The sequence below is a fragment of the Azospirillum sp. TSH64 genome (assembly GCF_003116035.1).
Lineage (GTDB): Bacteria > Pseudomonadota > Alphaproteobacteria > Azospirillales > Azospirillaceae > Azospirillum.
In genome coordinates this window covers 968,981-994,573 of sequence record NZ_LGQW01000015.1, presented here as the reverse complement: position 1 = coordinate 994,573, position 25,593 = coordinate 968,981, and the positions used below count along the sequence as shown (strand labels likewise).

Below are 25,593 nucleotides of genomic sequence, written 5' to 3'. Positions count from 1 at the left end.
AGGATTTGAGCCTGGACGACCTGCGCAGCCCTGATCGCACCGCCCCCGCCGCCCCGAGCAGCGGGCAAGGCTCCATCGGCGGCCTGTCCGCTGCCGGTGCGCCGAACCTTCGCGCGCCGGACCGCCGCCTGTCGGCCGCCGCCGAACCGCCGGCGGCGCTGCGGGCGCACCGGCGGCGCGACACCCGTCCGGTTAGCCGGGTCTACAGCCGTTTCGTTTCCGCAATGAAGTTCGTGCTGCCGGCGGCGGCGCTGGCGATGGTGGCCCTGCTGGCCGCCTGGCCGTCGCTGAACAGCCCGCAGAGCGCCCGCGTCAGCGCCGACGCCGGGCAGAGCGAGATGCTGAAACCGCGCTATTTCAGCCTGGACGAGCACAACCAGCCCTTCTCGCTGGTGGCGGCCAAGGCCGACAAGTCGGCCGACCAGCCCGACATCGTCCTGCTGGACGACCCGCAGGCGGAGATGACGGAGACCACCGGCACCTGGGTGACCATGCGGTCCGACAAGGGCTGGTACAACCAGGCCACCGGCATCCTGCTGATGCGCGGCAACGTCCATGTGCTGCGCGACGACGGCAACGAGTTCACCACCAGCGAGGCCGAGGCCGACATCCGCAAGGGCAACGCCTGGGGCGACAAGGCGGTGACCGGCCAGGGTCCGCAGGGCGAGATCAACGCCATCGGCTTCCGCATGACGGACCGCGGCAAGAATGTCGTCTTCCTCAACCAGTCGAAGGCCGAGGTCCAGGCCGCCGAGCGCCCCGGGAGCAAGAAGCCGTGACGTCCAAACGGTCGCCAATCCGTCCCCCAACACTCCGTACCGCCCCATTTCGTACCGCCCTGACCCTGTCGGCCATCCTGGCCGGCGGGTTTTTCGCTTTCGCATCTCCGATCTCCGCTCCGGCCTTCGCCCAGGGCCTGCCCGGCATGGGCGGCAAGCAGCCGGTGGAGATCAACGCCGACCAGGCGATCGAATGGCACCAGGACGTCCGCGCCTATGTGGCGCGCGGCAACGCGTCGGCCAAGCGCAACGACTCGACCGTCTTCGCCGACGTGCTGACCGCCTATTACCGCGAGACCCCGGGCAAGGGGAACGAGGTGTTCCAGCTGGTGGCCGACGGCAACGTCCGCATCGTCAGCCCGACCCAGCAGGTCTATGGCGACCACGGCGTCTATGACGTCGACAAGCAGGTCGCCGTCGTCACCGGCCGGGATCTGAGGCTGATCACCACCAAGGACGTGGTCACCGCCCGCGACAGCCTGGAATATTACGAGGCGCAGGACCTGACCGTGGCGCGCGGCGACGCGGTGGCGGTGCGCGGCAACGACCGGCTGCGCGCCGACGTGCTGATCGGCCGGTTGAAGAAGATGCCGGACGGCACCACCCAGATGGAGCGGATCGACGGGTCCGGCAACATCGTCGTCACCACCCCCACCGACGTGGCGCTGTCCGACAAGCTGGTCTATTCGGTCGCCGACAATGTCGCGGTGCTGATCGGCAACGTGAAGATCACCCGCGGCGACAACCAGCTGAACGGCGAAGCCGCCGAGATGAACATGAACACCAAGATCAACCGCGTCATCGCCGGCCGCGACGCCGGCGGCCGGGTCAGCGGCCTGCTGATTCCCGGCGAGAAGAACGGGCCCGGCGCGCCCGCGGGCAAGAAGCAGTGACCGTGCTGACCGCGAACGGGCCCGGCGCCGCTTCTGCCGGCAGCATCGCCGCAGCATCCGTCCCGACCGAAGGGCTTGTGGCCCAGCATCTTGGCAAGTCGTTCAAGAAGCGGCCGGTGGTGCGCGACGTCTCGATCAGCGTTCAGCGCGGCGAGGCGGTCGGGCTGCTCGGCCCCAACGGCGCCGGCAAGACCACCTGCTTCTACATGATCACCGGGCTGATCGCCGCCGACTCCGGCACGATCACGCTGGACGGCCAGGACATCACCGCGCTGCCGATGTACCGCCGCGCCCGGCTCGGCATCGGCTATCTGCCGCAGGAGGCCTCGATCTTCCGCGGCATGACGGTGGAGAACAACATCCGCTCCGTGCTGGAGGTGGTCGAGAGCGACCGCGACGCGCGCGAAGCGATGCTGGACGAGCTGCTGGCCGAGTTCTCGGTCACGCATCTGCGCCGCTCCCCCGCCCTGGCGCTGTCGGGCGGCGAGCGGCGGCGCGTGGAGATCGCCCGCGCGCTGGCCGGGCAGCCGCACTTCATCCTGCTGGACGAGCCGCTGGCCGGCATCGACCCCATCGCGGTGAACGACATCCGCGAGCTGGTCGGCCACCTGCGCGACCGCGGCATCGGCGTGCTGATCACCGACCACAATGTGCGTGAAACATTGGACCTCGTCGATCGGGCATACATTTTGCACGACGGTGTGGTACTAATGGAGGGACGGCCCGACGAGATCGTGGCGCACGAGGGGGTTCGCCGGGTCTATCTCGGTGACCGCTTCAGTCTGTAGCCCTCCGTTTCCACTGGTTCCGGTTCCACAGCCATGGCGCTTGCTCAACGTCTCGACCTTCGACAAGCCCAGACCCTGGTGATGACGCCGCAGCTGCAGCAGGCCATCAAGCTGCTGCAGCTGTCGAACATCGAACTGTCGGACTTCGTCGACCGCGAGATCGAGCAGAACCCGCTGCTGGAGCGTGACGGCGGATCGGCCGACGGCGGCAGCGATCCGGCGGGACCGGCGGACGGCGGCGATGTTCCGGGCGGGCTGGACGGCCCCGGCGGCATGGAGGCGAACGGCCTCAGCGTCGACGGGCTGAACGGCCGCGATGACGGGCCGGGTCTGGCCCCCAGCGACGGACGCACCCGCGACACGGTGGAGATGACCTCGTCGGACACGATGGCCTCCTCGTCGGAGTCGCCGCTCGACACCGATTTCGAGAATGTCTACAGCGACGACCGCTTTTCCGACGGCTCGGACGGCGGCAGCGAGGTCTACGGCTCCTACGGCGAGCGCGGCGGCCGCAGCGGCTTCGAGGATGACGACAGCAACCTCGAAGCGACGCTGACCAGCGAGAAGAACCTCCGCGACCATTTGACCGAACAGCTGAAGATCGACCTGCCCGACCTGGGCGACCAGCTGATCGGGCTGGCCCTGATCGACATGCTGGACGAGGCCGGCTGGCTGATCGGCTTCGACGCCCAGGCGCTGGCCGAGCAACTCGGCTGCGGTGCCGACCGGGTGGAGCGGGTGCTGGCCGCCTGCCAGCGCTTCGACCCGCCCGGCATCTTCGCCCGCTCGCTGAAGGAATGCCTGGCGATCCAGCTGCGCGAGAAGAACCGGCTCGATCCGGCGATGGCGGCGCTGCTCGACAACCTGGAGCTTCTGGCCGCGCGCAACCTGCCGGCCATCATGAAGGTCTGCGGCGTCGATGCCGAGGACGTCGCCGACATGGTCGTCGACATCCGCAAGCTGAACCCGAAGCCGGCGCTGGCCTTCGACCACACCCCGGCCCAGCTGGTCACCCCCGACATCCTGATGCGCGCCAATCCCGGCGGCGGCTGGCTGATCGACCTGAACCCGGACACGCTGCCGCGGGTGCTGGTCAACCACCGCTATTTCGCCCGCATCTCCGACGGCGCCCGCAACAAGGCCGACAAGGAGTATATTTCCGAGCGGTTCCAGTCGGCCAACTGGCTGGTCAAGTCGCTGCACCAGCGCGCCACCACCATTTTGAAGGTGGCGAGCGAGATCATCCGCCAGCAGGATGCGTTCTTCATCCATGGCGTCTCGCACCTGCGACCGCTGATCCTGCGTGACATCGCGGAGGCCATCGGCATGCATGAAAGCACAGTCAGCCGCGTCACCACCAACAAGTTCATGGCGACCCCGCGCGGCGTCTTCGAGCTGAAATATTTCTTCACCTCCGCAATCCAGGGTGCGGACGGGCAGGCATCCCATTCCGCAGAAGCGGTTCGGCACCGCATCAAAACCATGATAGATGCCGAGAAGCCCGACGATGTGCTGTCCGACGACAAACTGGTGGAGATTCTGCGGGCGGAAGGGATCGACATTGCGCGAAGGACTGTCGCGAAGTATCGTGAAGCGATGAAAATACCGTCATCGGTGCAGCGACGCCGTGCCAAGATGTCACGCATGTAAGCGGGTTCGATGGGGGAGGGCTCGATTGACAGTCCGGTGACCCTTGCCTATCGTCCCGGCCCGCAAGCGGCGGATCAGCATCTATGAGCCCGACATCTTCGGACGTCGTGTCTACACCGTCCCCAGCGGACCAATATTGGAAACGTTCCACCATGCAACTCTCCGTCAAAGGCAAGCAGCTCGATGTGGGTGACGCTCTGCGCACCCATGTGGCCGACAGCCTGAACGCCGTGGTCGGCAAGTACTTCGACAAGCCGATCGAGGCGAACGTGATCCTGACCAAGGACGCGCACCTCTACAAGGCCGACATCCAGGCCCATGTCGGCCGCGGAATCGTCCTGCAGAGTGCGGGCGACGCCACCGAACCCTATCCGGCCTTCGACATCGCCTGCGAGAAGCTGGCCAAGCGCCTGCGCCGCTACAAGCGCCGCCTGCGCGACCACCACGCGGCCGAGAACGGCGCCGCCCTCCCGGCGAGCTACCGGGTGCTGGAAGCCGAGACCGAGGAGCATCACGACGAGGTTGAGGCTGCCGCCGACGGCGCCGCGAACCCGATGGTCGTCGCCGAGATGGAGACGAGCATCGCCACCCTGTCGGTCAGCGAGGCGGTGATGCGCCTGGAGCTGGCGCAGGCCCCGGCCCTGATGTTCCACAACGGTGCGCATGGCCGCCTGAACATGGTCTACCGTCGCGCCGACGGGAACATCGGCTGGGTCGACCCGGCGGAGAAGGCCGGCGCCTGACGGCGCCGACCCGTCTCGCTGGTCAAGAAGCGTCATGCTCGACCTCATTTCTCCGCACGCCATCCTCCCGAACCTGAAGGCCGGCAACAAGAAGCAGGCCCTGCAGGAGATGGCGCGCAAAGCGTCCGAGCTGACCGGTCAGCACGAGCGGGCGATCTTCGACGTGCTTCTGGAGCGCGAAAGGCTGGGCACGACCGGCGTGGGCCATGGCATCGCCATCCCGCACGGCAAGCTATCCAGCCTGGACCGCGTCCATGGCGTCTTCGCCCGTGTGGAGCGGCCCATCGATTTCGATGCGATCGATGAGCAGCCGGTCGACCTGATCTTCCTCCTTCTCGCCCCGGAACAGGCGGGAGCCGATCATCTGAAGGCCCTTGCCCGCGTCTCGCGTCTTCTGCGGGACCAGTCCATGTGCGAGAAGCTGCGCGGAGCCCAGTCGGGCGACGCGATGTACGCGCTCCTGACCCAGCACGAGCCGAGCCCGTCCAACTGACGGGCCGCCAGTGAGGGGGAATGGTATGCCAAAAGGGCCGCCGCACGGGCTGTGCGCGGCCCTTTTTCTTTGGCGTCGTGCGGACTAGGAACCGGAGGGCGACTCTCTACCCTCACCCCCGCTCCGCCCAGCCCATGTAGTTCACGTCCAGATCGCGCGCGTTCAGCCGGAACTCGTCGCTCAGCGGGTTGTACGTGATGCCGGTCAGGTCGCGTACGCTCAGGCCGTACGGGCGTACGATGGCGTTCAGTTCGGACGGGCGCAGGAACTGGCGCCAGTTGTGGGTGCCGCGCGGCAGCCAGCGCAGGATGTACTCCGCCCCGACGATGGCCAGCGCGAAGGACTTCGGCGTGCGGTTCAGCGTCGCCAGGAACAGCGCGCCGCCCGGCGCCAGCAGGTCGGACAGCGACTTCACGAACAGGGGCACGTCGGCGACATGCTCGATCACCTCCATCGCCAGCACCACGTCGAACGTCTCGCCGCTGGCCGCCAGCGCCTCGGCGGTGGTGGCGCGGTAGTCCACCGTAGTGCCGGTCTCGGCGGCGTGGGTGGCGGCGGTCTTGATGTTCTTCTCCGACGCATCGACCCCGACCACCGTGGCGCCCATCCGCGCCAGCGGTTCGGCCAGCAGCCCGCCGCCGCAGCCGATATCGACGATGCGCAGGCCGGCAAGCGGGTTCGGCGCCAGCGGGTCGCGGCCCAGCCGCCTGCAGACGGCATCGCGGATGTAGGTCAGGCGCAGCGGGTTCAGCCGGTGCAGCGGCTTGAACTTTCCGGCCGGATCCCACCACTCGGCGGCGATGGCGGAGAAGCGGGCGACATCCTCCGGATCCACGGTTCCGCCGCCAATTCCGCCGGCAGGAGCGGTTGCGGACGCGTGCGGGAAGGCGGAGGATGAGGCGGTCATGGTGAAAATCCGTAAACTGTGAGGCGGGACGGGCGCGGGCAACTTGCCTCGCTTCCAGCGACGGAGTATGGATACGCCGCCCCGCGCCGGCAACGGTGGAGCGGGGGTGCGCACAGCCGACCCGCATGACCCAGATGGCGAGATCCAGACGGCATGACCGGGCGGCCAGACATGGTGTGAGGTATGGCGCGGATCGTCCTGAAGTTCGGAGGCACGTCGGTCGGCGACATCGACCGCATCAAGAACGTGGCCCGGAAGGTCGAGCAAGAGGTGAAGGCGGGGCATCAGGTCGCCGTCGTCGTGTCGGCGATGTCCGGCGTGACCAACCAGCTCGTCAAATACTGCAACGAAATCGACAAGCTGCACGACGCCCGCGAATATGACGCGGTCGTGGCGTCGGGCGAGCAGGTGACCTCCGGTCTCCTGGCCGTCGCCCTGCAGTCGCTCGGCATTCCCGCCCGCTCCTGGGCCGGTTGGCAGATTCCGATCCGCACCGACGACACGCACGGCAAGGCGCGCATCGTCTCCATCGACACCACCGAGATGGAAAAGTCCCTGCAGACCGGCGAAGTCGCCGTGGTCGCGGGCTTCCAGGGCGTGTCGGAGCATGGCCGCATCACCACGCTGGGCCGCGGCGGCTCGGACACCTCGGCGGTGGCGCTGGCGGCGGCGGTGAAGGCCGACCGCTGCGACATCTACACCGACGTGGACGGCGTCTACACCACCGACCCGCGCATCGTCACCAAGGCGCGCAAGCTCGACAAGATCACCTACGAGGAGATGCTGGAGCTGGCCTCGCAAGGCGCCAAGGTGCTTCAGACCCGCTCGGTCGAGATGGCGATGAACCACCGCGTGCGCGTGCAGGTGCTGTCGAGCTTCGAAGCGGCGGCGGGCAGTTCGCTTCCCGGAACCCTGGTTGTTGACGAGGACGAGATCGTGGAAAAGGAAGTTGTTAGCGGCATCGCCTACAGCCGCGACGAGGCGAAGATCACCCTGGTGGGCGTCGCCGACCAGCCGGGCGTCGCCGCCGCCATCTTCGGTCCGCTGACCGACAACGCCGTCAACGTCGACATGATCGTCCAGAACGTGTCGGAAGACGGCAAGTCCACCGACATGACCTTCACCGTCGGCAAGGCGGACATCGCCCGCGCCGTGAAGGTGCTGGAGGATGCGCAGTCGACCCTGAACTACAAGCGCATCGTGTCGGATGCCAACGTGGTCAAGGTGTCGGTCATCGGCGTCGGCATGCGCAGCCATGCCGGCGTCGCCCAGCGCATGTTCAAGGCGCTGGCCGACAAGGGCATCAACATCCAGGTCATCTCGACCTCGGAGATCAAGATCTCGGTCCTGATCGCCGAAGAGTATGCGGAGCTGGCGCTGCGTGCCCTGCACACCGCCTACGGCCTGGACGCCGCCTGATCGCAGGCGGGTGCCGGGGACGGGAACATCAGGAGAGGGCCGGCCATGACCGACGCCACATCTTACGCGGCGGCAGCATCGGCCCGGCTCGATCGTCTCTGGCAGCGGGGCCGGGACTTTCTCGGCACCCGCACCGCCGTGATGGGCGGTGCGATGAGCTGGGTGTCGGAACGGCATCTGGTCTCCGCCATTTCCAACGCCGGCGGCTTCGGCGTGCTGGCCTGCGGCTCGATGGCGCCGGACCAGCTGGCGGTTGAGATCGCCGGCACCCGCGCGCTTACGACCAAGCCGTTCGGCGTCAACCTGATCAACATGCACCCGGCGCTGGACCAGTTGATCGACGTCTGCCGCGAGCAGGCGGTCGGTCATGTGGTCGTCGCCGGCGGGCTGCCGACCGGCGCCACCCTGCGCCGCATCAAGGATGGCGGGGCCAAGGCGATGGCCTTCGCCCCGACCCTGACCGCCGGCCGGCGGCTGGCGAAGCATGGCGCCGACGCGCTGGTGATCGAGGGAACCGAGGCCGGCGGGCACATCGGCCCGGTCTCCACCACCGTGCTGGCGCAGGAAATCCTGCCCGACCTGCGCGAGGTCCCGGTGTTCGTCGCCGGCGGCATCGGCCGGGGCGAGACGATCCTCTCCTATCTGGAGCTGGGGGCCGCCGGCGTGCAGGTCGGCACCCGTTTCGTCTGCGCCACCGAATGCGTGGCCCATGCCAATTTCAAGCAGGCCTTCATCCGGGCGTCCGCCCGCGACGCCCAGCCGTCGGTGCAGATCGACCCGCGCTTCCCCGTCATCCCGGTGCGCGCGCTGGCGAACGAGGCATCAAAGCGTTTCATGGAGTTCCAGCGCGACGTCATCGCCAGGGTCGATTCCGGCGCGATGAGCCGCGACGAGGGCATGCTGGAGATCGAGCATTTCTGGGCTGGCGCGCTGCGCCGCGCGGTGATCGAGGGCGACGTGGAGAGCGGCTCCCTGATGGCCGGGCAGAGCGTCGGGCTGGTCACCCGCGAACAGCCGGTGGCCGAAATCCTGGCCGAATTGATCGCCCAGGCCGAATCGGCGCTGGCACGGCGGGCGATGGATGAGGCATCGTTAAGCGTGATGACGGAGCCGACGGTGGGAGCGCTGTAGCGATGACCGACACCCTCGACACGGCAGCCGGTGACGGCGGTATGGGCGGGGGTGTGCATCCCCGCTTCGACGGCACCTCGTCGCGCCGGCTGCTCGCCCGGCTGCGCGACATCATGGCCGGGTCGGGGTCGGGGCAGGACCGGCTGGACAAGATCGTCACGCTGATCGCCGCCGAGATGAAGGCCGACGTCTGCTCCTGCTACGTCATGCGCGCCGGCGAGGTGCTGGAGCTGTTCTCCACCGAGGGCCTGAACAAGACCGCCGTCCACAACACCCGCCTGCGCGTGGGCGAGGGCATCGTCGGCTACATCGCCGGCCATGCCCGCCCGGTGGCGCTGGACAACGCGCCCTCCCACCCCAGCTTCGCCTACCGTCCGGAAACCGGCGAGGATCCGTTCCAGTCGCTGGCCGGCGTGCCGATCCTGCGCGGCAGCAAGGTGCGCGGCGTGCTGGTGATCCAGCACAAGGACCGTCGCCGCTATGTCGAGGAGGAGGTCGAGACCCTTCAGACCATCGCCATGGTCGTCGCCGAGCTGGTGGCGCAGAGCGAGCTGGTCAACCCGGTCGAGGTCACCACCACCGGCGACCCCGTGCTGGCGCCGGCGCGCCTGTCGGGCACGGCGATGAGCGCCGGGCTGGCCATGGGCCTCGCCGTCATCCACCGGCCGCAGCTGACCGTCCGCCAGATGGTGGCGGAGGACGCCGATGCCGAGCTGGAGCGCTTCAACACGGCACTCCAGACCATGCACAGTGCCATCGACGATCTGCTGGAGGCGGCGTCGCTGGCGGGCTTGAGCGAGCCGCGCGACATCCTGGAGACCTACCGGATGTTCGCAGAGGACCGCGGCTGGCTGTCGCGCATCCGCGAGGCGATCCGCGTCGGCCTGACCGCGGAAGCGGCGGTGCAGCAGGTCCAGAACGACACCCGCGCCCGCATGAGCCATCTGACCGATCCCTACATCCGGGAACGGTTGATGGATTTCGAGGATCTGACCAACAGGTTGCTGCAACATCTGGCCGGCAAGACAGGCACCGCCGACGGCGCCACCCTGCCGGACGACATGATCCTGGTCGCCCGCTCGATGGGGCCGGCGGAGCTGCTGGATTACGACCGCACCCGCCTGCGCGGCCTGCTGCTGGAGGAAGGGTCGCCGGCCAGCCATGTCTGCATCGTCGCCCGCGCGCTCAACATCCCGGTGGTGCAGGCCGCCGACGCGCTGAACCGGATCGAGCCGCTCGACCAGCTGATCGTCGACGGCGACCATGGCTCGGTCTTCATCCGCCCGGCCGAAGACATCCAGATGGCCTTCGGCGAGGCGGTGGCGTTGCAGCACCGCAAGGAGCAGATGTATGCGGAGATCCGCAACCTGCCCTCGGTGACGCGCGACGGCGTGCCGATCTCCATCCAGCTGAACTGCGGCCTGCTGATCGACCTGCCGCATCTGACCGCCAGCGGGGCGGAGGGCGTCGGGCTCTACCGCACCGAAATCCCCTTCATGGTCCGGGCGTCATATCCTGACGTGACGGCGCAGACGACCCTCTATTCCCGCATCATGGACGAGGTCGGCCACAAGCCGATCGTCTTCCGCACGCTGGATGTCGGCGGCGACAAGATGCTGCCCTACATGACCGGCGGCGAGGAGGAGAACCCGGCGCTGGGCTGGCGTGCGGTGCGCATCGGGCTGGACCACCCGTCGCTGCTGCGCCAGCAACTGCGAGCCTTGCTGCTGGCCGCCGCCGGCCGGCCGCTGTCGGTGATGTTCCCGATGATCGCCGAGGTCGCGGAGTTCGACGGCGCCCGCCGCCTGCTGGAGCTGGAGCTGAAGCGCCTTGCCGCCCAGGGGATCGAGGCGCCCAGCAGCCTGCGCGTCGGCACGATGCTGGAGGTGCCGTCGCTGTTGTGGCAACTCCCGGCCCTGCTGCCGAAGCTGGACTTCCTGTCGGTCGGCTCCAACGACCTGACCCAGTATCTGTTCGCCGCCGACCGCGGCAACCCGCGCACCTCGACCCGCTACGACCCGCTGTCGCCGTCGATGCTGTGCGTGCTGCGCCGTCTGGTCGACGAATGCAGCCGGCACAAGGTGTCGCTCAGCATCTGCGGCGAGATGGCGGGGCGGCCGCTGGACGCCATGGCGCTGATCGGCGTCGGCTTCCGCACCCTGTCGATGTCGCCGCCGTCCGTCGGCCCGGTGAAGACCATGCTGCGCTCGCTCGACGTCGCCGCCCTGCGGCAATATATGAGCGGGCTCTACACCGGTGCCGACCACAGCCTGCGCGACAAGCTGAAGACCTTCGGCAAGGATCATGGCGTGATCTTCTGATACCGGCCGGCGGCGCGCAGTGCCACCGCTGCGGGGAATTTGCTCTTTTTTCAGGCATGTCGCGAAAAGAACGGGCGGAGCCGGTGTGGTCCGCCCTTTTTTATTTTCCATTCCTGCCAGGCTGGCCGGCCGATACCATAAAATAAGTATCCTTTTCCCTCGATCTTCTTCAGCCTCGGAGGCAACACCTGTATCCGGCAGCGCCAGCACGCTTTTTCATCGGAGGGCATTCATGCGCATACGCCTGGGCTACCAGCTGAATTTCAGCTTTCCCGCCCCCACCCCCATGATCGTGATGCTGAACGTGCATTACTCCCGCGTCGGCGACCTGGAGCGGCCAGACCATATCGTCACCAGCGTTCCGGCGCCGATCCAGGGCTATCGCGACAGCTTCGGCAACTGGTGCAGCCGGCTGGTCGCGCCCGCCGGTCCCGTCACCATCAGCGCCGACAGCATCATCCGGGACAGCGGGGCGTTCGACCCGGTCGATCCCGGCGCCGTCCAGCACCGCGTCGACGAATTGCCGGCCGACACGCTGCTGTTCCTGCTGGGAAGCCGCTATTGCGAGACCGATGTCCTGTCGGACGAGGCATGGCGGATGTTTGCGGGCACGGCGCCGGGCTGGGCCCGGGTGCAGGCGATCTGCGACTTCGTCCACAACCACGTGACATTCGGCTACGAGCATTCGCGCCCGACGCGGACCGCCGCCCAGACCTATGCCGAGAAGCGCGGGGTCTGCCGTGACTTCGCCCATCTCGCCATCGCCTTCTGCCGCGCGATGAACATTCCCGCGCGCTACTGCACCGGATACATCAGCGACATCGGGCTGCCGCCCCCTTATGGGCCGATGGATTTCGCGGCGTGGATGGAGGTCTATCTGGGCGGCCGCTGGCATGTGTTCGACCCGCGCAACAACGCCCCCCGGATCGGGCGCATCCTGATCGCGCAGGGGCGCGATGCGGCCGATGTGCCGCTCACCCACACCTTCGGCCCCAACACGCTGACGGAATTCCGGGTCTGGACGGACGAGGTGGGCGCGTAATCGACGCCTGTCCCGTCGCTCAAGCCGGGCCGGGGTGGGGACCCCGCCCGGTGCCTGGCGGCAGGATGTCCGGCGCCGGGATCGCCGGGGTGCCGGATGCCGCCTCGCGCTCGGCGAAGGCCGCCCGCGCCTGCTCGATCTCGGCATGGTGCGTCTCCGCCCAGATCCACACGCCGCAGAACGCCGCTCCCAAACTCTCGCCGAGCGGTGTCAGCGTGTAATCCACATGCGGCGGGATGACCGGATGCACCGTCCGCCGCACCAGCCCGTCCCTCTCCATCTGGCGCACGGTCTGGGTCAGCATCTTCTGGCTGATGCGGCCCACCGCCTTGCCGAGCTGCGTGAAGCGCAAGGTGCCATGCTCATGCAGCGCTTCGAGGATCAGCATGGTCCATTTGTCGGCCACCTTGCCGATGATGTCGTGGACCAGCGCCTCGATGGCCGGATCGACCGTGTCGGGGGGCGGTTGCCGGCGCCGTGCCTCGATCTGCGGGTCGGGCAAAGCCTTGCGCATCACACACTCTCCTTTTGGTGCGTATAAATCTTTTCGGTGCCTACTTCTGTCTGGAGAGTGTGGGCGATAGCTTACGGACAGACAACAGCGAAAGTCACGCCCATGAAGACCGAAGGGAACACCATCCTGATCACGGGTGGCGGCTCAGGGATCGGCAAGGCTCTGGCCCACCGTTTCCATGATCTCGGCAACACGGTGATCGTCGCCGGCCGCCGCGACGACGTGCTGCAACAGGCGATCTCCGGCCGTCCGAACATGCACGCCATGACCTTCGATGCCGACAGCGCCGCGGGCATCGCCGACTTCGCCCGACGGCTGACGGCGGAGCATCCGGCTCTCAACGTGCTGATCAACAATGCCGGGATCATGCGCTTCGAGGCGCTGGACCGGCAGCGCGGCCTTGGCGATGCGGAGGCGACCGTCGCCACCAACCTGCTCGGCCCCATCCGGCTGACCGACGCCCTGGTCGAGCATCTTGGCCGCCAGCCCGACGCGGCCCTGGTCAACGTCACCTCCGGCCTGGCCTTCGTGCCGCTCGTGGCAGCGCCCACCTACTCGGCGACCAAGGCGGCCATGCACCTCTACACGGTCGCCCTGCGCGAGGCGCTGAAGGGCAAAATCGAGGTCATCGAGCTGGTGCCGCCGGCGGTCCAGACCGACCTCACCCCCGGACAGGCCAGCCGTCCGGGCTATCTGCCGCTGGCCGACTTCATCGACGAGGTGATGGCGCTGTTCCGGCAGCAGCCGACCCCGCGCGAGATCCTGGTGCAGCGCGTCGCCTTCCAGCGCCAGGCCGAGGCGGAGCACCGCTTCGACGAGGCGGTGACCACGCTCAACGAGATGGCCCGCAAGGCGCGCGAGGCGCAGCAGTAAGGACGCAGGCGAGGGCGGCTGCGTCAGGGCATAAAAAGTCAGGGCAAAAAAAAGCGGAGCCATGGAGGCTCCGCTTTTTTCGTTTTCGCTCAACCAGCCACCTGTCGGATGACACATAACCCTGCCTGTCGCCCTCATCAACTCTTTGGTTCCCTGTCCCCCCGTGACACATAAACCTGGATTCCTTGACACATAAAGACGGATTCGCGTGTGCGTGTTGACGCATAAACCCAGACGACAAAAGGTTGCGTTCTTGAGGGATTAGGAATTTAAGCCTGGGATGAGATTTTTGGTTGTACGCCACCAGCGTGGCATCAAGCACAGCTTGTTACATGTCAACATTGTGCCACAAGATCGATGTCGCCAGATGTGTGGCGCGCGTTTGGTCAATGAATACCTCGCAGGTGAGCGTCGCCAGCGTCACATGGAGGACGCGGCCTGTGTCGCCCGCTGATCATACTCTACATAGGTTGGCATCCCAGCCTGGGTCCGGCTGGGTCACCGCCCTTCGATCAGGAATAAGCACAACGCCTTCCCCGTCCCTTCAAACTGCGCGCAAAAGACCTCTTCATCCGCCGCACAAAGGAAAGCGCCAAACAATTGCATTTGTTCAGTGGTCGGTTGTGGATGGCAGTTGAAGTTCCCCGACCCAGGTGGTACAGAGGCGCCACTATGAACTGGAGCCAACCGCTAATCCTATATCACGGCACCTCGCGTGAGGCAGCCATGGCCATCCTCACCGGAGGTCCGGACCTGGGCAAAGCCGATCCGAACGCGGATTTCGGACCTGGCTTCTATTGTACCGAATGCCCGGAACAGGCGTCCAAATTCGCCACGCAGCTACACTCTAAGAACCCGGCTATGCTGGAGTTTTCGGTGTGCAGGGAAGACCTTATTCCTCTGTCGTGTCTGCACTTTAGCCGCACCACGGAGCATTTTTGGTCTTTTGTTGATAGATTTCGCGAAAATGATTTAGAGGACCATGGCAGAGTTGGCACCAATGCAAACTTTGACATCGTTCTTGGCCCAGTAGCAAGGAACCATCGCTATCGTACCGTGTACGAACAGATGGACCAAATCTCATTTCATACTCAACAGGCTATAACGACCCTACTTGTGAATCGCCCACGGATTCATAATATGATGGCAAAGTGCGACACATGCTTGAGAGCCACGAGGAAACCATGCTGACTACAGAGACAGAAACCCACCTCGCTCTGGTCGGTCTCACCATGGGCCACGTATTTGGCTTCGATGGCACCGATGTGCTTGCGGAGGTGCGCAGAAACCTCGAGGGGGTGGATGAGTCAGACGATACCATCCTTACCCACTTTGAGCCGCTGCAACTGGCCATCAGATGGTCGGGCATGGATCTGGATACGGAAGCACGTAAGCGAGCAAAGGACCGGTATCGGGCACTGAAGGCCTCCCCTCAGTGGGAAGAAGTTTGCTCGCGTGTTCATGCTGGGCAGGCGGTCCTTGCCTCTCGGTTTGGATTGGTAGAGAAGCGTCTACTGGTTGGTGTGGGCGCAAATGAGAATTTTGTCTAAAGTGGACCTAAAAGGAGGCTAATTGCTGATCCTCTGCTGGGCAGAAGGCTTGGCAGTTGCTCACTACGATAGTTGAATTAGCCGAGTAGCTACCGCCTTAATGACTCTAAGGGCGGCGACGGCGAGCAATCACGCTGCCCACGATTACATAACTTGCCCAATCTTCAACGTGATCTGCTTTGTGACCAACCCGATCGAGTCATAAGCATTCACTGGGTGCATCAGTCGAGCGTAATCGGCGTGCCAGGAGGGCGTCGCTGCCGGTCATCCAGCAGACCAGCATGGCGCAGCAGCATCGCCCAGACTTGATCATAGTCACCCCAGTCCGCCTTCTCAGGCGCTCTGCGCCACAAGCGGGCCACGCAATCCGGGCAGAGCGTTACAATCCCGAACATCGACCACCAGTCCCGCCCATCCAGAGCATTGGGTCCGAACCATACCTGGTCCGGGCGCCGACCACAGCGTGCACACCGGTCGACCTTGGGGCCGCCCCGGCATCGTGAGGCCTTCTGTCGGCGGGGGAAGCTCATGGTGACGAGGCCTCCTCGATGCACGCGCTGGGCCATCCCGGACATCTCTTATTTGGTGTCCCAGCTGCGGCCGTCAAATGCTGCTTTTCACGCGATCCAGGACTAGGCGCTCGTATGCGGTCAACCTGACCGATGCCGGATTGAGCCTGCGCAAGGCAACCAGTGCCGCGTCCAAACCCTGCCCGAGGGGCAGTGCCCCGGTCAGCTTGCGGCCAATCTGGACCGGCAGGCCATACTCGTCCAGGCCCACCAACTCCGGAGGCATCATGCCGTTTTCGAGGTCGGAGGCGAACTTCCCATAGTTTCCAGGCTTCATGCCGAGGCTGGACAGAACCTCAGATTGAATGCGGTCCAGCGCCATCAGGAGCTTCGGGAAGCGGAACATGGCCCAACTGCGTTGGAACTCGAGCGCCGTCAAGACCGCGGCGTCCGGCTCTCCCGCCACCTGGTTGTCGTTCGCCAGCACGTCGGCGATGAAAGCCCGGATGTCGCCGTTGACCATCCGGAAGCGGTTCAGCCGGAAGGTCAACTGGCTGCCGGACGAGATGCCGTCACGACGCTTGCCGACGAAGGCATCGAAGATCAGCCCACACACCAGCTTCAGCTGGTCGTACGTCGGATACCCGTTCCATCCGAGAAGATGCCGCCACGCCTGGGCGTTCTGGCGGATCTTTCGCGCCAGAGCGATCTGGGACTGCGGGTCGATGCCCGAGTTGGCGCGGATGGTCTCGAAGGACAGTTCCAGCTGTCCATGCACCGGGGACAGCCTGGATTTCGACCGGGGCGTCAGGTCTCCGTCGTCCAACTGGGCAAGGAGCGCCAGGGAAGCGTCATCGCCTTGCGTGAACGCTGGGATGTCCACGAAGTCGAATTCCTCGGCCGGAGCGTCGTCGAAAATGTAGACCCGGCCCACGAAGTGGCGCCGCATCCGCCCGGAACGCCCCCGGATGTTGCTGAACGCAAAATGGTTCAGCTTCCGAGTCGCAACCTTCCCCTCGTAGACGACCACGTTCTTGGCTGCCGTGTTCACGCCTTCGGTCAGCGTCGACGTACACACCAGGAAGCGCAATGTCCCGTCGTTGAAGAACGCCACGTTCTGCTGGGCGAGCGCGCGCGGGATGCCGCCGTGGTGCAGTCCGATGCCTTGCCGCAGCGCGTGGGCGAAGCTCCAAGCTGGGTGGTACTCCTGCGATGCCCAATCGGCCGCCGCATCCAGCATGGGGTTGGGCGTTCCCAGCTTGGCTCTGGCGAGAATGGTCGCGACCTCCTGGGCCTGCGGCTTCGACTTGCAGTAGATGAGGGTTGGCTCGTCCAGTCCATGGCACAGCTTCAGGAGCGCAGCCGAACGGTCGCCCTTCCACGGGACCCGGTGGAGCTCGGAAACCACAGTGTTGAAATCAGTGCGCTTGAACCGGCAGTCGAACCGTTGCCCGAACCCCTCCGGGATCTCATTGATGTTGGGGCCCAGCAGGTATATCTGCGCCGCCTTGCGGCTCAGCTTGTAGAACGCATGGTTCAGCGTCGTGCTGCGCTGATCCCCGTCGTCCTCCGTGGGGTCGAGCTTGTAGAACTCGTCGATGACCAGCAGGTCGATCGTTCCCAGGTCGACGCGCTCGACAGCGCGCTCCTGAGTGAGTACGAAGATGGTGCGCTCGGCCCGCGTCTGCGACCCGTGGGTGACGACCTTGTACCGGTCGCCGAATCGGCTCAGGCGACGCCGGGTTTCGTCGATCAGGGCAATGGTCGGCACGATGATGACAATGGTGGCGTAGCGGCCGCTGGCCACCAGCGCATCCACCACCAAGCTCTTTCCGAAGCTGGTGGGGGCACTCAACACCAGGTTCTCCCCAGATGCCAAGCTACGGAACACCTCGGCCTGCTCGCGGTGGAAGACGATGTCCTCGCCATCAAGGCTCAGGCCATCCGCACGGTGGTACTCATAAGCAAGGCGCTCTGCGGTGCCCAAGGTGGTGGGATCGGCGTAGGGGAACAAGCCGACGCTACGCACCAGACTGTCGAGAACGCCGGGCAGACCAGCGAAGATGTCCCGGCGCTCCAGCGCCCGGATGACGAGTTCTCGCGCCAGCGCGCCGTCGCCACCGTTGACAAACCTGGAGATGCCCTTTGCCAGGGCGAATGCGGACGCCCCATCCGTTTCAGGATCGGCGAGTGCCGCCCGCAGATCGGCGATCGATTGAAGAGCAGCAGCCATCTCAGCCCAGTCCCTGTTGGCCCTTGAGCAGGGTGTCGAATTTCGTGATCAGCGCCTCTTTGTTGTGAAGCGGAACAAGGCAGAGATGCACGACGACGCGACGCTGCTTGTTCCGGCTGGTGAAGGCCCGGTAATGGGCCTCGACCTCGGCTTCGAAGGCCTTGACGTAGGCGTCGGTGGTGCGATTGTGCGCCGCGACGACGGGGCTCTCGTAGGTCAGCAGCACCGGCACGTGGATGACCTCGACGATCTCGTCGAGCGTGGTCGCCTCGTCGAGGAGGCGCATCACGTTCTCGAGCTCCGGCGTGTTCTCCGGCACCTTCCGGCTGAGCCACATGAACTCCTCCCGGAGGTATTGGTCCTCCAAGTGGGCATCCAACTCCTTGACCACGTCGCGGATAGCGCGTGCAACCTCCGTGTAGAACTTGACCTCCCCGAGCCACAGTTCCACGCCCGTGCCTGTCAGCATGATGTGGGCGGCGTCGAAGCCCTTCACCGTGTCATTGGCCGCGCTCTTGAAGTAGAACTTGGACACCAGGGGTTCGGACCCGTAGTGCTCCCGCATCACGGCGTGCAGGAGGAGTTCCCCGATCTCGCCACGGGTGGCCGACTTCTTGGTCGTATAGACCGACCGCGCTGCCTGCCGAAGGGACCGGAAGGCCGTCGCAGTGTTCACGTTCGGCCACTCGTCCCGGGTGAGGGCAAACTCGATCAGGTAGTCCATGAGGTATTCGGCGAATCCTTGGGTCCGCCACGCCTCGCTCTCATACCCGGCACACAGCGCAACAAAGGAGGTGCTCCGGCCCATGTCGTGCACGTGCGCTTTGAAGAAGCCTTTGGGGCGAGGAGTAAGGCCGCGACCACGTTTGGCTTCGACGACCGGCATGCTGCTCTCCATCAAGACAGCGTGCAGCATTCTCGGCTTTCGTTAAGAAACCATTGCAACCAGGCGCAGGCGCAAGGATAAAAGCAGGTTCGTATCAGTGACGTCTTTCTCGCGGATTGCATCCTTCGGTATCGCCTGCGCGCCTCCCCATGTTCCGACACTGACGCGCCGGGCCTACCGGCCTACACACTGGTCGGTTAGGCCTGTGCGCTGCTAACCAACGCCTCGATCTCCTTGCCGCCAACCGTCTCCCGTTCGACCAACAGTTGGGCGACGGCATCCAAGCCCGGTCGGTGCCGCACGATCAGGTCTTTGGCCTCGGCATAGGCGGTCGCCAGTATGACGGTGATGCGCTTGCCCAGGTCTGGGCGGACAGCAAGCATCGCCGCCAATGCATCCGGCGTCGGCATCCCGCGCCAGAGCAACCCGTCTTCACCATCGTCGAGGCCATAGGCGTGCAGCGCCGACACCGCCAATGCAGTCGCCCGTGCCAGGTCACTGTCCTCACTGCCGCCCGCTCCAGCCGACACGTCGCCGAACACCACCTCCTCGGCCGCACGACCTGCCAGCATCATCCGGAGTTCTCCGGCAATTTCCTTGCGCGTCACAGGTCCCCGGAGCCGACCGTCGGACACAACGCCACCTTGGGAATCGCTGGTTTCCCGGATGGAAGCGATGACCAAGGCACCCGGGCGCTCGACCGCCAGCACCAATGCGTGCCCAGCCTCATGGATGGCGTAGCGGTAGGCCTCTTCGGTGGATCGGGCATGCCGTGTTCCGCGGATTTCCTCCAGCAGGTCGTCTCCCGTCATGGCCCGGCTGCCATGCCGGGCACGCCGCCGGGCGCCGCGCACCCAGCGCTCGCAATCAGCGCCGGTGCTGCCCAAAGCCAACAATGCTGCGGCGGCCAAGTCGACGTCCGGGAGGTCACCACCAAGGTGGTGCCGAAGGATTTCTGCCAATGCCTCCTTGCCCGGCCGGGGAACATGGATGGTCCGATCAAGCCGTCCCGACCGGAGAATGGCCGGGTCCATACGATCGGCCGTGTTGCAGGCCCCGACCACGACAGCGCCTTCCCGTCCTCTGACGCCGTCGAGCTCCTCAAGCAATGCGTTCACGACCTGGATGCTGTAATCCCTGTATTCGTGCTTGAAGGCGGCCCGGACGCCGAAGGAGTCGATCTCGTCGATGAACAGGATGCTCGGGGCCATGGCGCGCGCCTCGTTGAAGGTTGCACGCATCGCCTTGAGCAGGTCGCCCAGGTGTCCAGCTGCCTGCCACTGGTACAAGGAACCGCAGATCAGCGGAACACCACACGTTCCTGCCAGAGCCCTTGCGAAGGTTGTCTTGCCTGTGCCGGGTGGACCGAATAGCAGGACGCCATGGTCGACTGCCGACCATGGCAGGCGACCGCGCCGGTAATCCTCGAGATCACGCGCCAGCGCCGTTCCCCAGGCGACCGCTTCCTCCATCCCGTGCATCTGGTCCAGGGCCAGGGGAGAGACTCTCTCCTTGCGCTCAAGCAACCGCCGCAAGCGCGCCACATAGACGTCGGAGTTCCGGTCAGGCCGCCAAGCCAAGCGCAAATCCTCAAGGGTGATCAAGCGGTGCAACCGATCCGGCAGCCCAGCCGACGGGAGATGGCCGGTCAACGCGCTGACCGACCTGGCCAACGCCTCTGCATTGATCTGCGGAAGAGTGACGTGGGCATCGGCGACCCGGATCAGGTCCTGAGGAAGGTAACGTTCTGGGGACGGGCTGAATCCCACCACCGAGCATCCGGCACCAAGAGCGGCTGAAACTCCTTCATTTCCACAGTTGGGCGTATGATGTGTCTGGGTGCCGTCACGGCGGTAGGCCACCCACGACGAGGTCTCGAGCGGTTCCCAGCCGAACGAGCGCCTTATGGCGTCACCGTTATCGTCCTCTGTCCGGTTCGGCCAGACCAGCCCACCCCAAATCCTTGCCACAGGGGCAACCCACGCCGATCCGGGAACCTCAACGATCACAGCCACAGGCTCATCGACCGCCAACATTTCCTTCAGCCCAGGTGCCGCCTCCAGCGCTTGATGAAGGAGTTCAAAGGCCGCTGCCTCTGCCGGGTCGTTGAGCATTTCATCGCCGACCGCTGCTCCCGCGCCTGCTTCCACCTTCGTGGGCTCATCAAGCCCCGCGGTGAATCCACTGCTCATGTCGTTCGCTGGGACCATGGGGGTCTCCTTCGAGCCGATTGGAACGCTGGCAGGCTGGTCAGTTCAGCCCCTCAAGGATTTCTGTAAGTGCGCGGGGCACCCGCAGGAACTGCCCACAGGACAGCGTCACAAGGCACTCAGCCCCGTCCTCATACAGTTCGCTCACCCCGATCACCTCTTCGGGGCGCACGGCATGGCGAAGCCCGGTTGTGTCTCGCAGGATTACGTATCCCGCCTGCGCCACAAAGTTGTTGTCCTTCATGTGAGTCTCCTATTCCACGTCGTTGGGGACACGGCCGACCGATCCGAGGAATTCCACGTCGGCGGAGTCGGTGCCGGGCTGCGCCAGCACGATGCGCACGCCAACCACACCGGCCATGCTGGCAAGCATTCTTTCGGCTTGCACCCAGGCGGCTCTTTCTGTGCAGCAAACCAGAGGCCGCCCCATGCGGAGGCGGTGGCGGGCACCGGGAGACGAGTCTTTCAAATAAGGCTCAAGGATTATGATCTGTCTGCCGGACATTGATTCCTCCGCCCTGGTCGGCTTCAGGATACTGTTCCTGTTTCGTTCCTCCGGCAATCAAGTTTTGGAAAGGCTGCCAGGCGACGACACGGCTTCAGCGGCCTGCCAGGCCAAGTTTTCGACTGTTTCGCCGAAGGGGGCGCCACGAAATGCCCAGCCTCCACTTTAGCGGCAGGCACTGAAGACGGGTACCTGGGTATGCCTCAGGACCGTTGTTCTGTGCGCCGAGTATCGCCCCTGCTGTGGACCGCCTTGGGTAACATCCGGCGCCTGCCGTTCGGTCTCCAGTCCGCTCACCGGCCGAGGACCGACTCGACGGGCGGCTCCCGTGTGCCAGCCCAACGACTCCACGGAGCGTGTCCGAGGAAATCGGGGCCGCCATAGCCATGGCCATGGCCATGGCTAGGATCCGCAGGTCCTGGGCTCATTGGCAACCGAGTTTTCTGGAGTTTTCGAGATTTTAGAAAACTGGACTAAACTCCCTATACACGAGGCCCTCTTCAGCCACCCTGCGCTCGTTGGGCGGAGGCGATCAGCCGCGGGTCCTGCCTGATCTGTTGCGATTGCCATGCATCGTTTTGCGCTGATGGGAGAGGGGTACGTGCTGTCCAAGTTGCAGCTGCCGGGTAATCCACACCTCGACGATTGCGCCTCGGCGTTCCGGTGATCTACCTTGGCCGAGTGTGGACTTTCTCCGGGGAACGGCCTTGTCGGACGCGATGCGCACTCTGATCCAGCGGTGGCGGGAGGACCTCAATGCCACCTATCGCAGCTGGTTTCTCTGGGAGGAGCGGGTGAAGAACTTCCGCTCGATCCGCCGTGGCATCCAGCAGGTCGTCGCCGACATTGAAGCAGGCACCTTTGGCAATGCCTACCGCGGTTCTTCGCTCGAGACGGTCGTCCACTCCATCGCCGAGCAGCGCCAAATTTTCAAAGGCGCCGACCACGCCTTTCTGTGGAAGCCCAAGCTGCGCATCCCGGACATCTACGAGAACGCCGACAACCAGCGCGCCTTCGGCCGTTTGCTCGACACGTGCGTCTGCTGCAACGCCGAGGCCCAGGTCCTCGCCGCCATTCAGCAGCTGGACGCCAAGCAGGTCAAAGGCCTCGGTCCGGCCGTCGCCAACCTGTTGTATTTTCTGCACCCGACCATCGTGCCGCCGTTCAACACCGCCATCGTGAACGGCTACAACGCGCTCACCGGCGCCAAGGTGAAGCTCGGGAAGTGGGACGAGTTCCTGGCCATGCGCCGGGGCATCCTGGCGCTCAACGCCGAATACCGCCCCCTGCTGTCGAACGACCTGGGCGCCATCGGCGGCCTGCTGTTCGATGTTGGCTCCGGCCGGTACACCCCCCCGCCGCGGGAAGATGACGCGGCCGCTCGCGCCGCCTGGGAAGCCGACTTGGCCAAGGTGCGCGAGGAGACCGCCAAGGCGACAAAGGCCGCGGCGGCTGAGCGCGAGGGCGACCGCACGCACACCGAGATCCAGGGCTGGCTGCGCGACCTGGGCAAGGCGCTGGGCTACGACGTGTGGATCGCCTCCAACGACCGCAACCGGGCCTACAACGGCGGCAAGCTCGGCGAGGACTGCCTCGAGCGCCTGCCGGAGGCCATCGAGAGGTCGCCGGGCGCCGACGCTGTCCGGCTCATCGACGTGCTGTGGCTCGATCGCGGCAAGTCGCACGTCGCCGCCGCCTTCGAAGTCGAGCACTCCACCTCGATCTACTCGGGCATCGTCCGCATGCTCGACCTGGCGCTCGGCACCGAGGCACATGCCCTGGAAGGGATGTTCCTGGTGGCGCCGAACGGCCGCGAGGACGAGGTCCGTGCCCAATTGACCCGACCGGCCTTCAGCCGAGTCGCCGACCTCCAAGTTCGTTACCTGCCGTACGGTGAACTCGAGAGCCACCGGGAGTCCATCGCCCGCTTCGGCTCCGGCATGAAGGCCATCAACGCCATCGCCCGGACCCTGGTCTGAGCAGATTGCAGTCCAGGTGTCAGTGGCTGAACTCGCCCTTTGCCATGGCGAGGTCGTGGGCCTTGGTTTGCTGGCGTCACTCGCGACTGCCAAGCCGGGGCGTTGCGGCATTGGCCACACGACCATTCAGGTCGAAAACGATGGCGGCCGCCTCCACCTTGTTCCGGTTGATGTCGTCCGAGGGGAACTGACATGACCCACCGCTGGCAAGGTATCGCCTACGCGCTTCTCTCGGCCGCGCTCTTTGGCGCCAGCACGCCTTTAGCGAAAGCGCTGCTCGGCGACATCAGCCCATGGATGCTCGCCGGTCTGCTCTACCTCGCCTCCGGTTTCGGGCTGGCCGTGATCCACGCTGTGCGCCGTCTGCGGGCCGGGCCGTCGTCGGAGGCGCCGTTGGCGCTTCGGGACCTGGCATGGCTGGCCGTCGTGATCGCGGCTGGAGGCATCACTGGGCCCGTTCTGCTCATGGTAGGCTTGAGCACGACGCCCGCCTCGACCGCCTCGCTCCTGCTGAACCTCGAGGGACTTTTCACGCTCGGCATCGCCTGGGTCGTGTTCGGCGAGAACGTCGACCGGCGCATTGCCCTCGGGGCGGCGGCGATCCTCGCTGGGGCATTGCTGCTGTCGTGGAGCGGCGGCCCGGAGGAAATCGGCTGGGGGGCGCTGGCCATCGCCGGGGCGTGTCTGGCCTGGGGCATCGACAACAACCTGACCCGCAAGCTGTCGAGCGCCGACCCGCTTCAGATCGCCATGCTCAAGGGCGCTGTCGCCGGGACGGTCAACGTGATCCTCGCCTGGTCCATCGGCGGCACATTGCCCTCAGCGGGTCCGTTCCTCGCGGCGGCGGTGGTTGGCTTCCTGGGTTACGGCGTCTCGGTCACCTTGTTCGTCCTGGCGCTGCGCCATCTGGGATGGGCGCGGACCGGAGCCTACTTCTCGCTGGCACCCTTCGCCGGTGCCGCCGTTGCGATCCTGGCGTTTGGCGAGCCGGTCACCATGCGCTTTGTCGTCGCCGCGGCGTTGATGGGCGTCGGGCTGTACCTCCACCTCGTCGAGCGGCATGAGCATAAACACCGGCACGAGTCGATGGATCATGAGCACCGTCATGTCCATGACGAGCATCACCAGCATGAACATGAGGGCTGGGAAGGGCCGGAGCCGCACAGCCATCCGCACAGGCACCGGCCGCTTGTCCATACCCACCGGCACGACCCCGACATCCACCACCGCCACACGCATTAGGCAGAAAAAAGCGAGGTTCTCGTCCTGGGGTCGAGTGCGCGGTCGGTCGGCTTCATCATGGCCGCCACCATGAGCAAGCGTACCCCTCCGCCGAGCACCGCCTTGTGACCGAGCGGGGAAGCTGAATCATGGGGCCTGTCCCTATGGTTATCCCTATGGCAGTCCCTATGACTATCCAACGCGTCGAGGTGATCACGGGCCAGGAGCGGCGGCGGCAGTTCAGCGACGAGAAGAAACTGCGACTGGTCGAAGAGGCGTTCCAGCCGGGCGTCAAGGCGACCGAAGTCGCCCGGCGCCTGGGCGTGGACGTCAGCCTGCTGTACCGCTGGCGCCGCCAGTTCTTCGGTCAGCAGCCCCGGCTGCCCGCCTTCATGCCGATCACCGTCGCCGCCGACGCTCCGGCACCGGAGGAGGTGGCGGAGCCGACAGCGGCGCCGGCGGCCTCACCAGCCGGTCTCATCGAGGTCGAGTTCGCGACGGCGCGCTTGCGCATCACCGGCGCGGTCGATCCGGCCCTGGTCGGCACGGTGATCGCCGCGTTGTCGGGACGGTCGGCATGATCCCGGTGCCTTCAGGCGTGCGGGTCTGGCTGGCCGGCGGGGTCACCGACATGCGCTGCGGGATGAACTCGCTGGCGCTGAAGGTCCAGGAGGGTCTTGGCCGTGATCCTCATGGCGGCGATCTGTACGTCTTCCGTGGGCGTCGTGGCGACCTGGTGAAGTGCCTGTGGCATGACGGGCTCGGCATGTCGCTTTATGCCAAGAGGCTTGAGCGGGGCCGTTTCATCTGGCCCAGCCCGGCCAGCGGAGCCGTGGCCATTTCCGCGTCCCAGCTCGCGTATCTGCTCGACGCCATCGACTGGCGCAATCCACAGCAGACTTGGAGACCGCGCTCGGCCGGATAGGCTGCGGCACAGTGAATCAACC

Annotated in this window: 22 protein-coding genes; 16 read left to right on the top strand and 6 right to left on the bottom strand. The window is 65.6% G+C overall.

Going from position 1 to position 25,593, the window contains the following annotated elements; genetic code table 11:
- The first annotated feature begins 5 nt into the window (after positions 1-5).
- The 6 genes from lptC to ptsN all read left to right on the top strand — a co-directional run bounded on the left by lptC (position 6) and on the right by ptsN (position 5,346).
- Positions 6-779 (top strand): LPS export ABC transporter periplasmic protein LptC, encoded by a 774-nt coding sequence (gene lptC, locus TSH64_RS05890; protein ID WP_247872776.1) that lies wholly within the window; start codon positions 6-8, stop codon positions 777-779.
- Positions 776-1,672, top strand: coding sequence for an LptA/OstA family protein (locus TSH64_RS05885; RefSeq protein WP_247872775.1), 897 nt, complete (start codon positions 776-778; stop codon positions 1,670-1,672). Before lptC ends, TSH64_RS05885 begins: the two co-directional genes overlap by 4 nt.
- A gap of 44 nt (positions 1,673-1,716) precedes the next feature.
- The gene (lptB, locus tag TSH64_RS05880; RefSeq protein WP_244592950.1) at positions 1,717-2,460 is read left to right on the top strand and encodes an LPS export ABC transporter ATP-binding protein; all 744 of its coding nucleotides are present in this window, start codon (positions 1,717-1,719) and stop codon (positions 2,458-2,460) included.
- Between the two features lie 33 nt (positions 2,461-2,493).
- A complete protein-coding gene (gene rpoN / locus TSH64_RS05875) occupies positions 2,494-4,110 on the top strand; it encodes an RNA polymerase factor sigma-54 (protein WP_109095957.1) in 1,617 nt (538 codons plus the stop codon).
- Positions 4,111-4,262: 152 nt separating this feature from the next.
- On the top strand, positions 4,263-4,853 hold the full coding sequence (raiA, locus tag TSH64_RS05870) for a ribosome-associated translation inhibitor RaiA (RefSeq protein WP_109095956.1): 591 nt from the start codon (positions 4,263-4,265) through the stop codon (positions 4,851-4,853).
- Between the two features lie 34 nt (positions 4,854-4,887).
- On the top strand, positions 4,888-5,346 hold the full coding sequence (gene ptsN, locus TSH64_RS05865) for a PTS IIA-like nitrogen regulatory protein PtsN (protein ID WP_109095955.1): 459 nt from the start codon (positions 4,888-4,890) through the stop codon (positions 5,344-5,346).
- Positions 5,347-5,458: 112 nt separating this feature from the next.
- Here ptsN and ubiG read toward each other — a convergent pair whose 3' ends face one another.
- Positions 5,459-6,253 (bottom strand): bifunctional 2-polyprenyl-6-hydroxyphenol methylase/3-demethylubiquinol 3-O-methyltransferase UbiG, encoded by a 795-nt coding sequence (gene ubiG, locus TSH64_RS05860; RefSeq protein WP_247872774.1) that lies wholly within the window; start codon positions 6,251-6,253, stop codon positions 5,459-5,461.
- Between the two features lie 183 nt (positions 6,254-6,436).
- On the opposite strand from ubiG, the gene TSH64_RS05855 reads away from it, so the two are divergent.
- The 4 genes from TSH64_RS05855 to TSH64_RS05840 all read left to right on the top strand — a co-directional run bounded on the left by TSH64_RS05855 (position 6,437) and on the right by TSH64_RS05840 (position 12,166).
- Positions 6,437-7,672, top strand: coding sequence for an aspartate kinase (locus TSH64_RS05855; RefSeq protein WP_109095953.1), 1,236 nt, complete (start codon positions 6,437-6,439; stop codon positions 7,670-7,672).
- A gap of 45 nt (positions 7,673-7,717) precedes the next feature.
- The gene (locus TSH64_RS05850) at positions 7,718-8,803 is read left to right on the top strand and encodes a nitronate monooxygenase (RefSeq protein WP_109095952.1); all 1,086 of its coding nucleotides are present in this window, start codon (positions 7,718-7,720) and stop codon (positions 8,801-8,803) included.
- Positions 8,804-8,844: 41 nt separating this feature from the next.
- Positions 8,845-11,124, top strand: a complete 2,280-nt coding sequence (ptsP, locus tag TSH64_RS05845; RefSeq protein WP_109452331.1) for a phosphoenolpyruvate--protein phosphotransferase — start codon at positions 8,845-8,847, stop codon at positions 11,122-11,124.
- A gap of 232 nt (positions 11,125-11,356) precedes the next feature.
- Entirely contained in the window at positions 11,357-12,166 is an 810-nt protein-coding gene (locus TSH64_RS05840) for a transglutaminase family protein (RefSeq protein WP_109095951.1), read from the top strand.
- 19 nt (positions 12,167-12,185) lie between these two features.
- Here TSH64_RS05840 and TSH64_RS05835 read toward each other — a convergent pair whose 3' ends face one another.
- Positions 12,186-12,680 carry a helix-turn-helix domain-containing protein gene (locus TSH64_RS05835; RefSeq protein ID WP_109095950.1) on the bottom strand — a complete coding sequence of 165 codons (495 nt, stop codon included), beginning with the start codon at positions 12,678-12,680 and terminating at the stop codon, positions 12,186-12,188.
- A 102-nt stretch (positions 12,681-12,782) separates the two neighbouring features.
- On the opposite strand from TSH64_RS05835, the gene TSH64_RS05830 reads away from it, so the two are divergent.
- Positions 12,783-13,553, top strand: a complete 771-nt coding sequence (locus TSH64_RS05830; protein ID WP_109095949.1) for an SDR family oxidoreductase — start codon at positions 12,783-12,785, stop codon at positions 13,551-13,553.
- Between the two features lie 1,160 nt (positions 13,554-14,713).
- A complete protein-coding gene (locus TSH64_RS05820; protein WP_146207993.1) occupies positions 14,714-15,103 on the top strand; it encodes a hypothetical protein in 390 nt (129 codons plus the stop codon).
- Positions 15,104-15,706: 603 nt separating this feature from the next.
- On the opposite strand, the gene TSH64_RS05815 is transcribed toward TSH64_RS05820, so the two are convergent.
- The 4 genes from TSH64_RS05815 to TSH64_RS05800 form a co-directional block, all read right to left on the bottom strand.
- Positions 15,707-17,845 carry a DEAD/DEAH box helicase gene (locus TSH64_RS05815; protein WP_109095946.1) on the bottom strand — a complete coding sequence of 713 codons (2,139 nt, stop codon included), beginning with the start codon at positions 17,843-17,845 and terminating at the stop codon, positions 15,707-15,709.
- A 1-nt stretch (position 17,846) separates the two neighbouring features.
- Complete coding sequence (locus tag TSH64_RS05810; RefSeq protein ID WP_158285349.1) at positions 17,847-18,731, bottom strand: DUF1837 domain-containing protein; 885 nt, start codon at positions 18,729-18,731, stop codon at positions 17,847-17,849.
- A gap of 197 nt (positions 18,732-18,928) precedes the next feature.
- On the bottom strand, positions 18,929-20,941 hold the full coding sequence (locus tag TSH64_RS05805) for an AAA family ATPase (RefSeq protein WP_109095944.1): 2,013 nt from the start codon (positions 20,939-20,941) through the stop codon (positions 18,929-18,931).
- Between the two features lie 40 nt (positions 20,942-20,981).
- Positions 20,982-21,185 (bottom strand): hypothetical protein, encoded by a 204-nt coding sequence (locus tag TSH64_RS05800; protein ID WP_109095943.1) that lies wholly within the window; start codon positions 21,183-21,185, stop codon positions 20,982-20,984.
- Positions 21,186-22,153: 968 nt separating this feature from the next.
- Here TSH64_RS05800 and TSH64_RS05795 point away from each other — a divergent pair.
- The 4 genes from TSH64_RS05795 to tnpB all read left to right on the top strand — a co-directional run bounded on the left by TSH64_RS05795 (position 22,154) and on the right by tnpB (position 25,571).
- Positions 22,154-23,425, top strand: a complete 1,272-nt coding sequence (locus tag TSH64_RS05795) for a type II restriction endonuclease (protein ID WP_109095942.1) — start codon at positions 22,154-22,156, stop codon at positions 23,423-23,425.
- 192 nt (positions 23,426-23,617) lie between these two features.
- Complete coding sequence (locus tag TSH64_RS05790; RefSeq protein ID WP_109095941.1) at positions 23,618-24,667, top strand: DMT family transporter; 1,050 nt, start codon at positions 23,618-23,620, stop codon at positions 24,665-24,667.
- Between the two features lie 167 nt (positions 24,668-24,834).
- Positions 24,835-25,227 carry a transposase gene (locus TSH64_RS05785; RefSeq protein ID WP_158285315.1) on the top strand — a complete coding sequence of 131 codons (393 nt, stop codon included), beginning with the start codon at positions 24,835-24,837 and terminating at the stop codon, positions 25,225-25,227.
- Positions 25,224-25,571 (top strand): IS66 family insertion sequence element accessory protein TnpB, encoded by a 348-nt coding sequence (tnpB, locus tag TSH64_RS05780; protein ID WP_109095288.1) that lies wholly within the window; start codon positions 25,224-25,226, stop codon positions 25,569-25,571. The genes TSH64_RS05785 and tnpB overlap by 4 nt, the downstream gene beginning before the upstream one ends.
- The last annotated feature ends 22 nt before the right edge of the window (positions 25,572-25,593 follow it).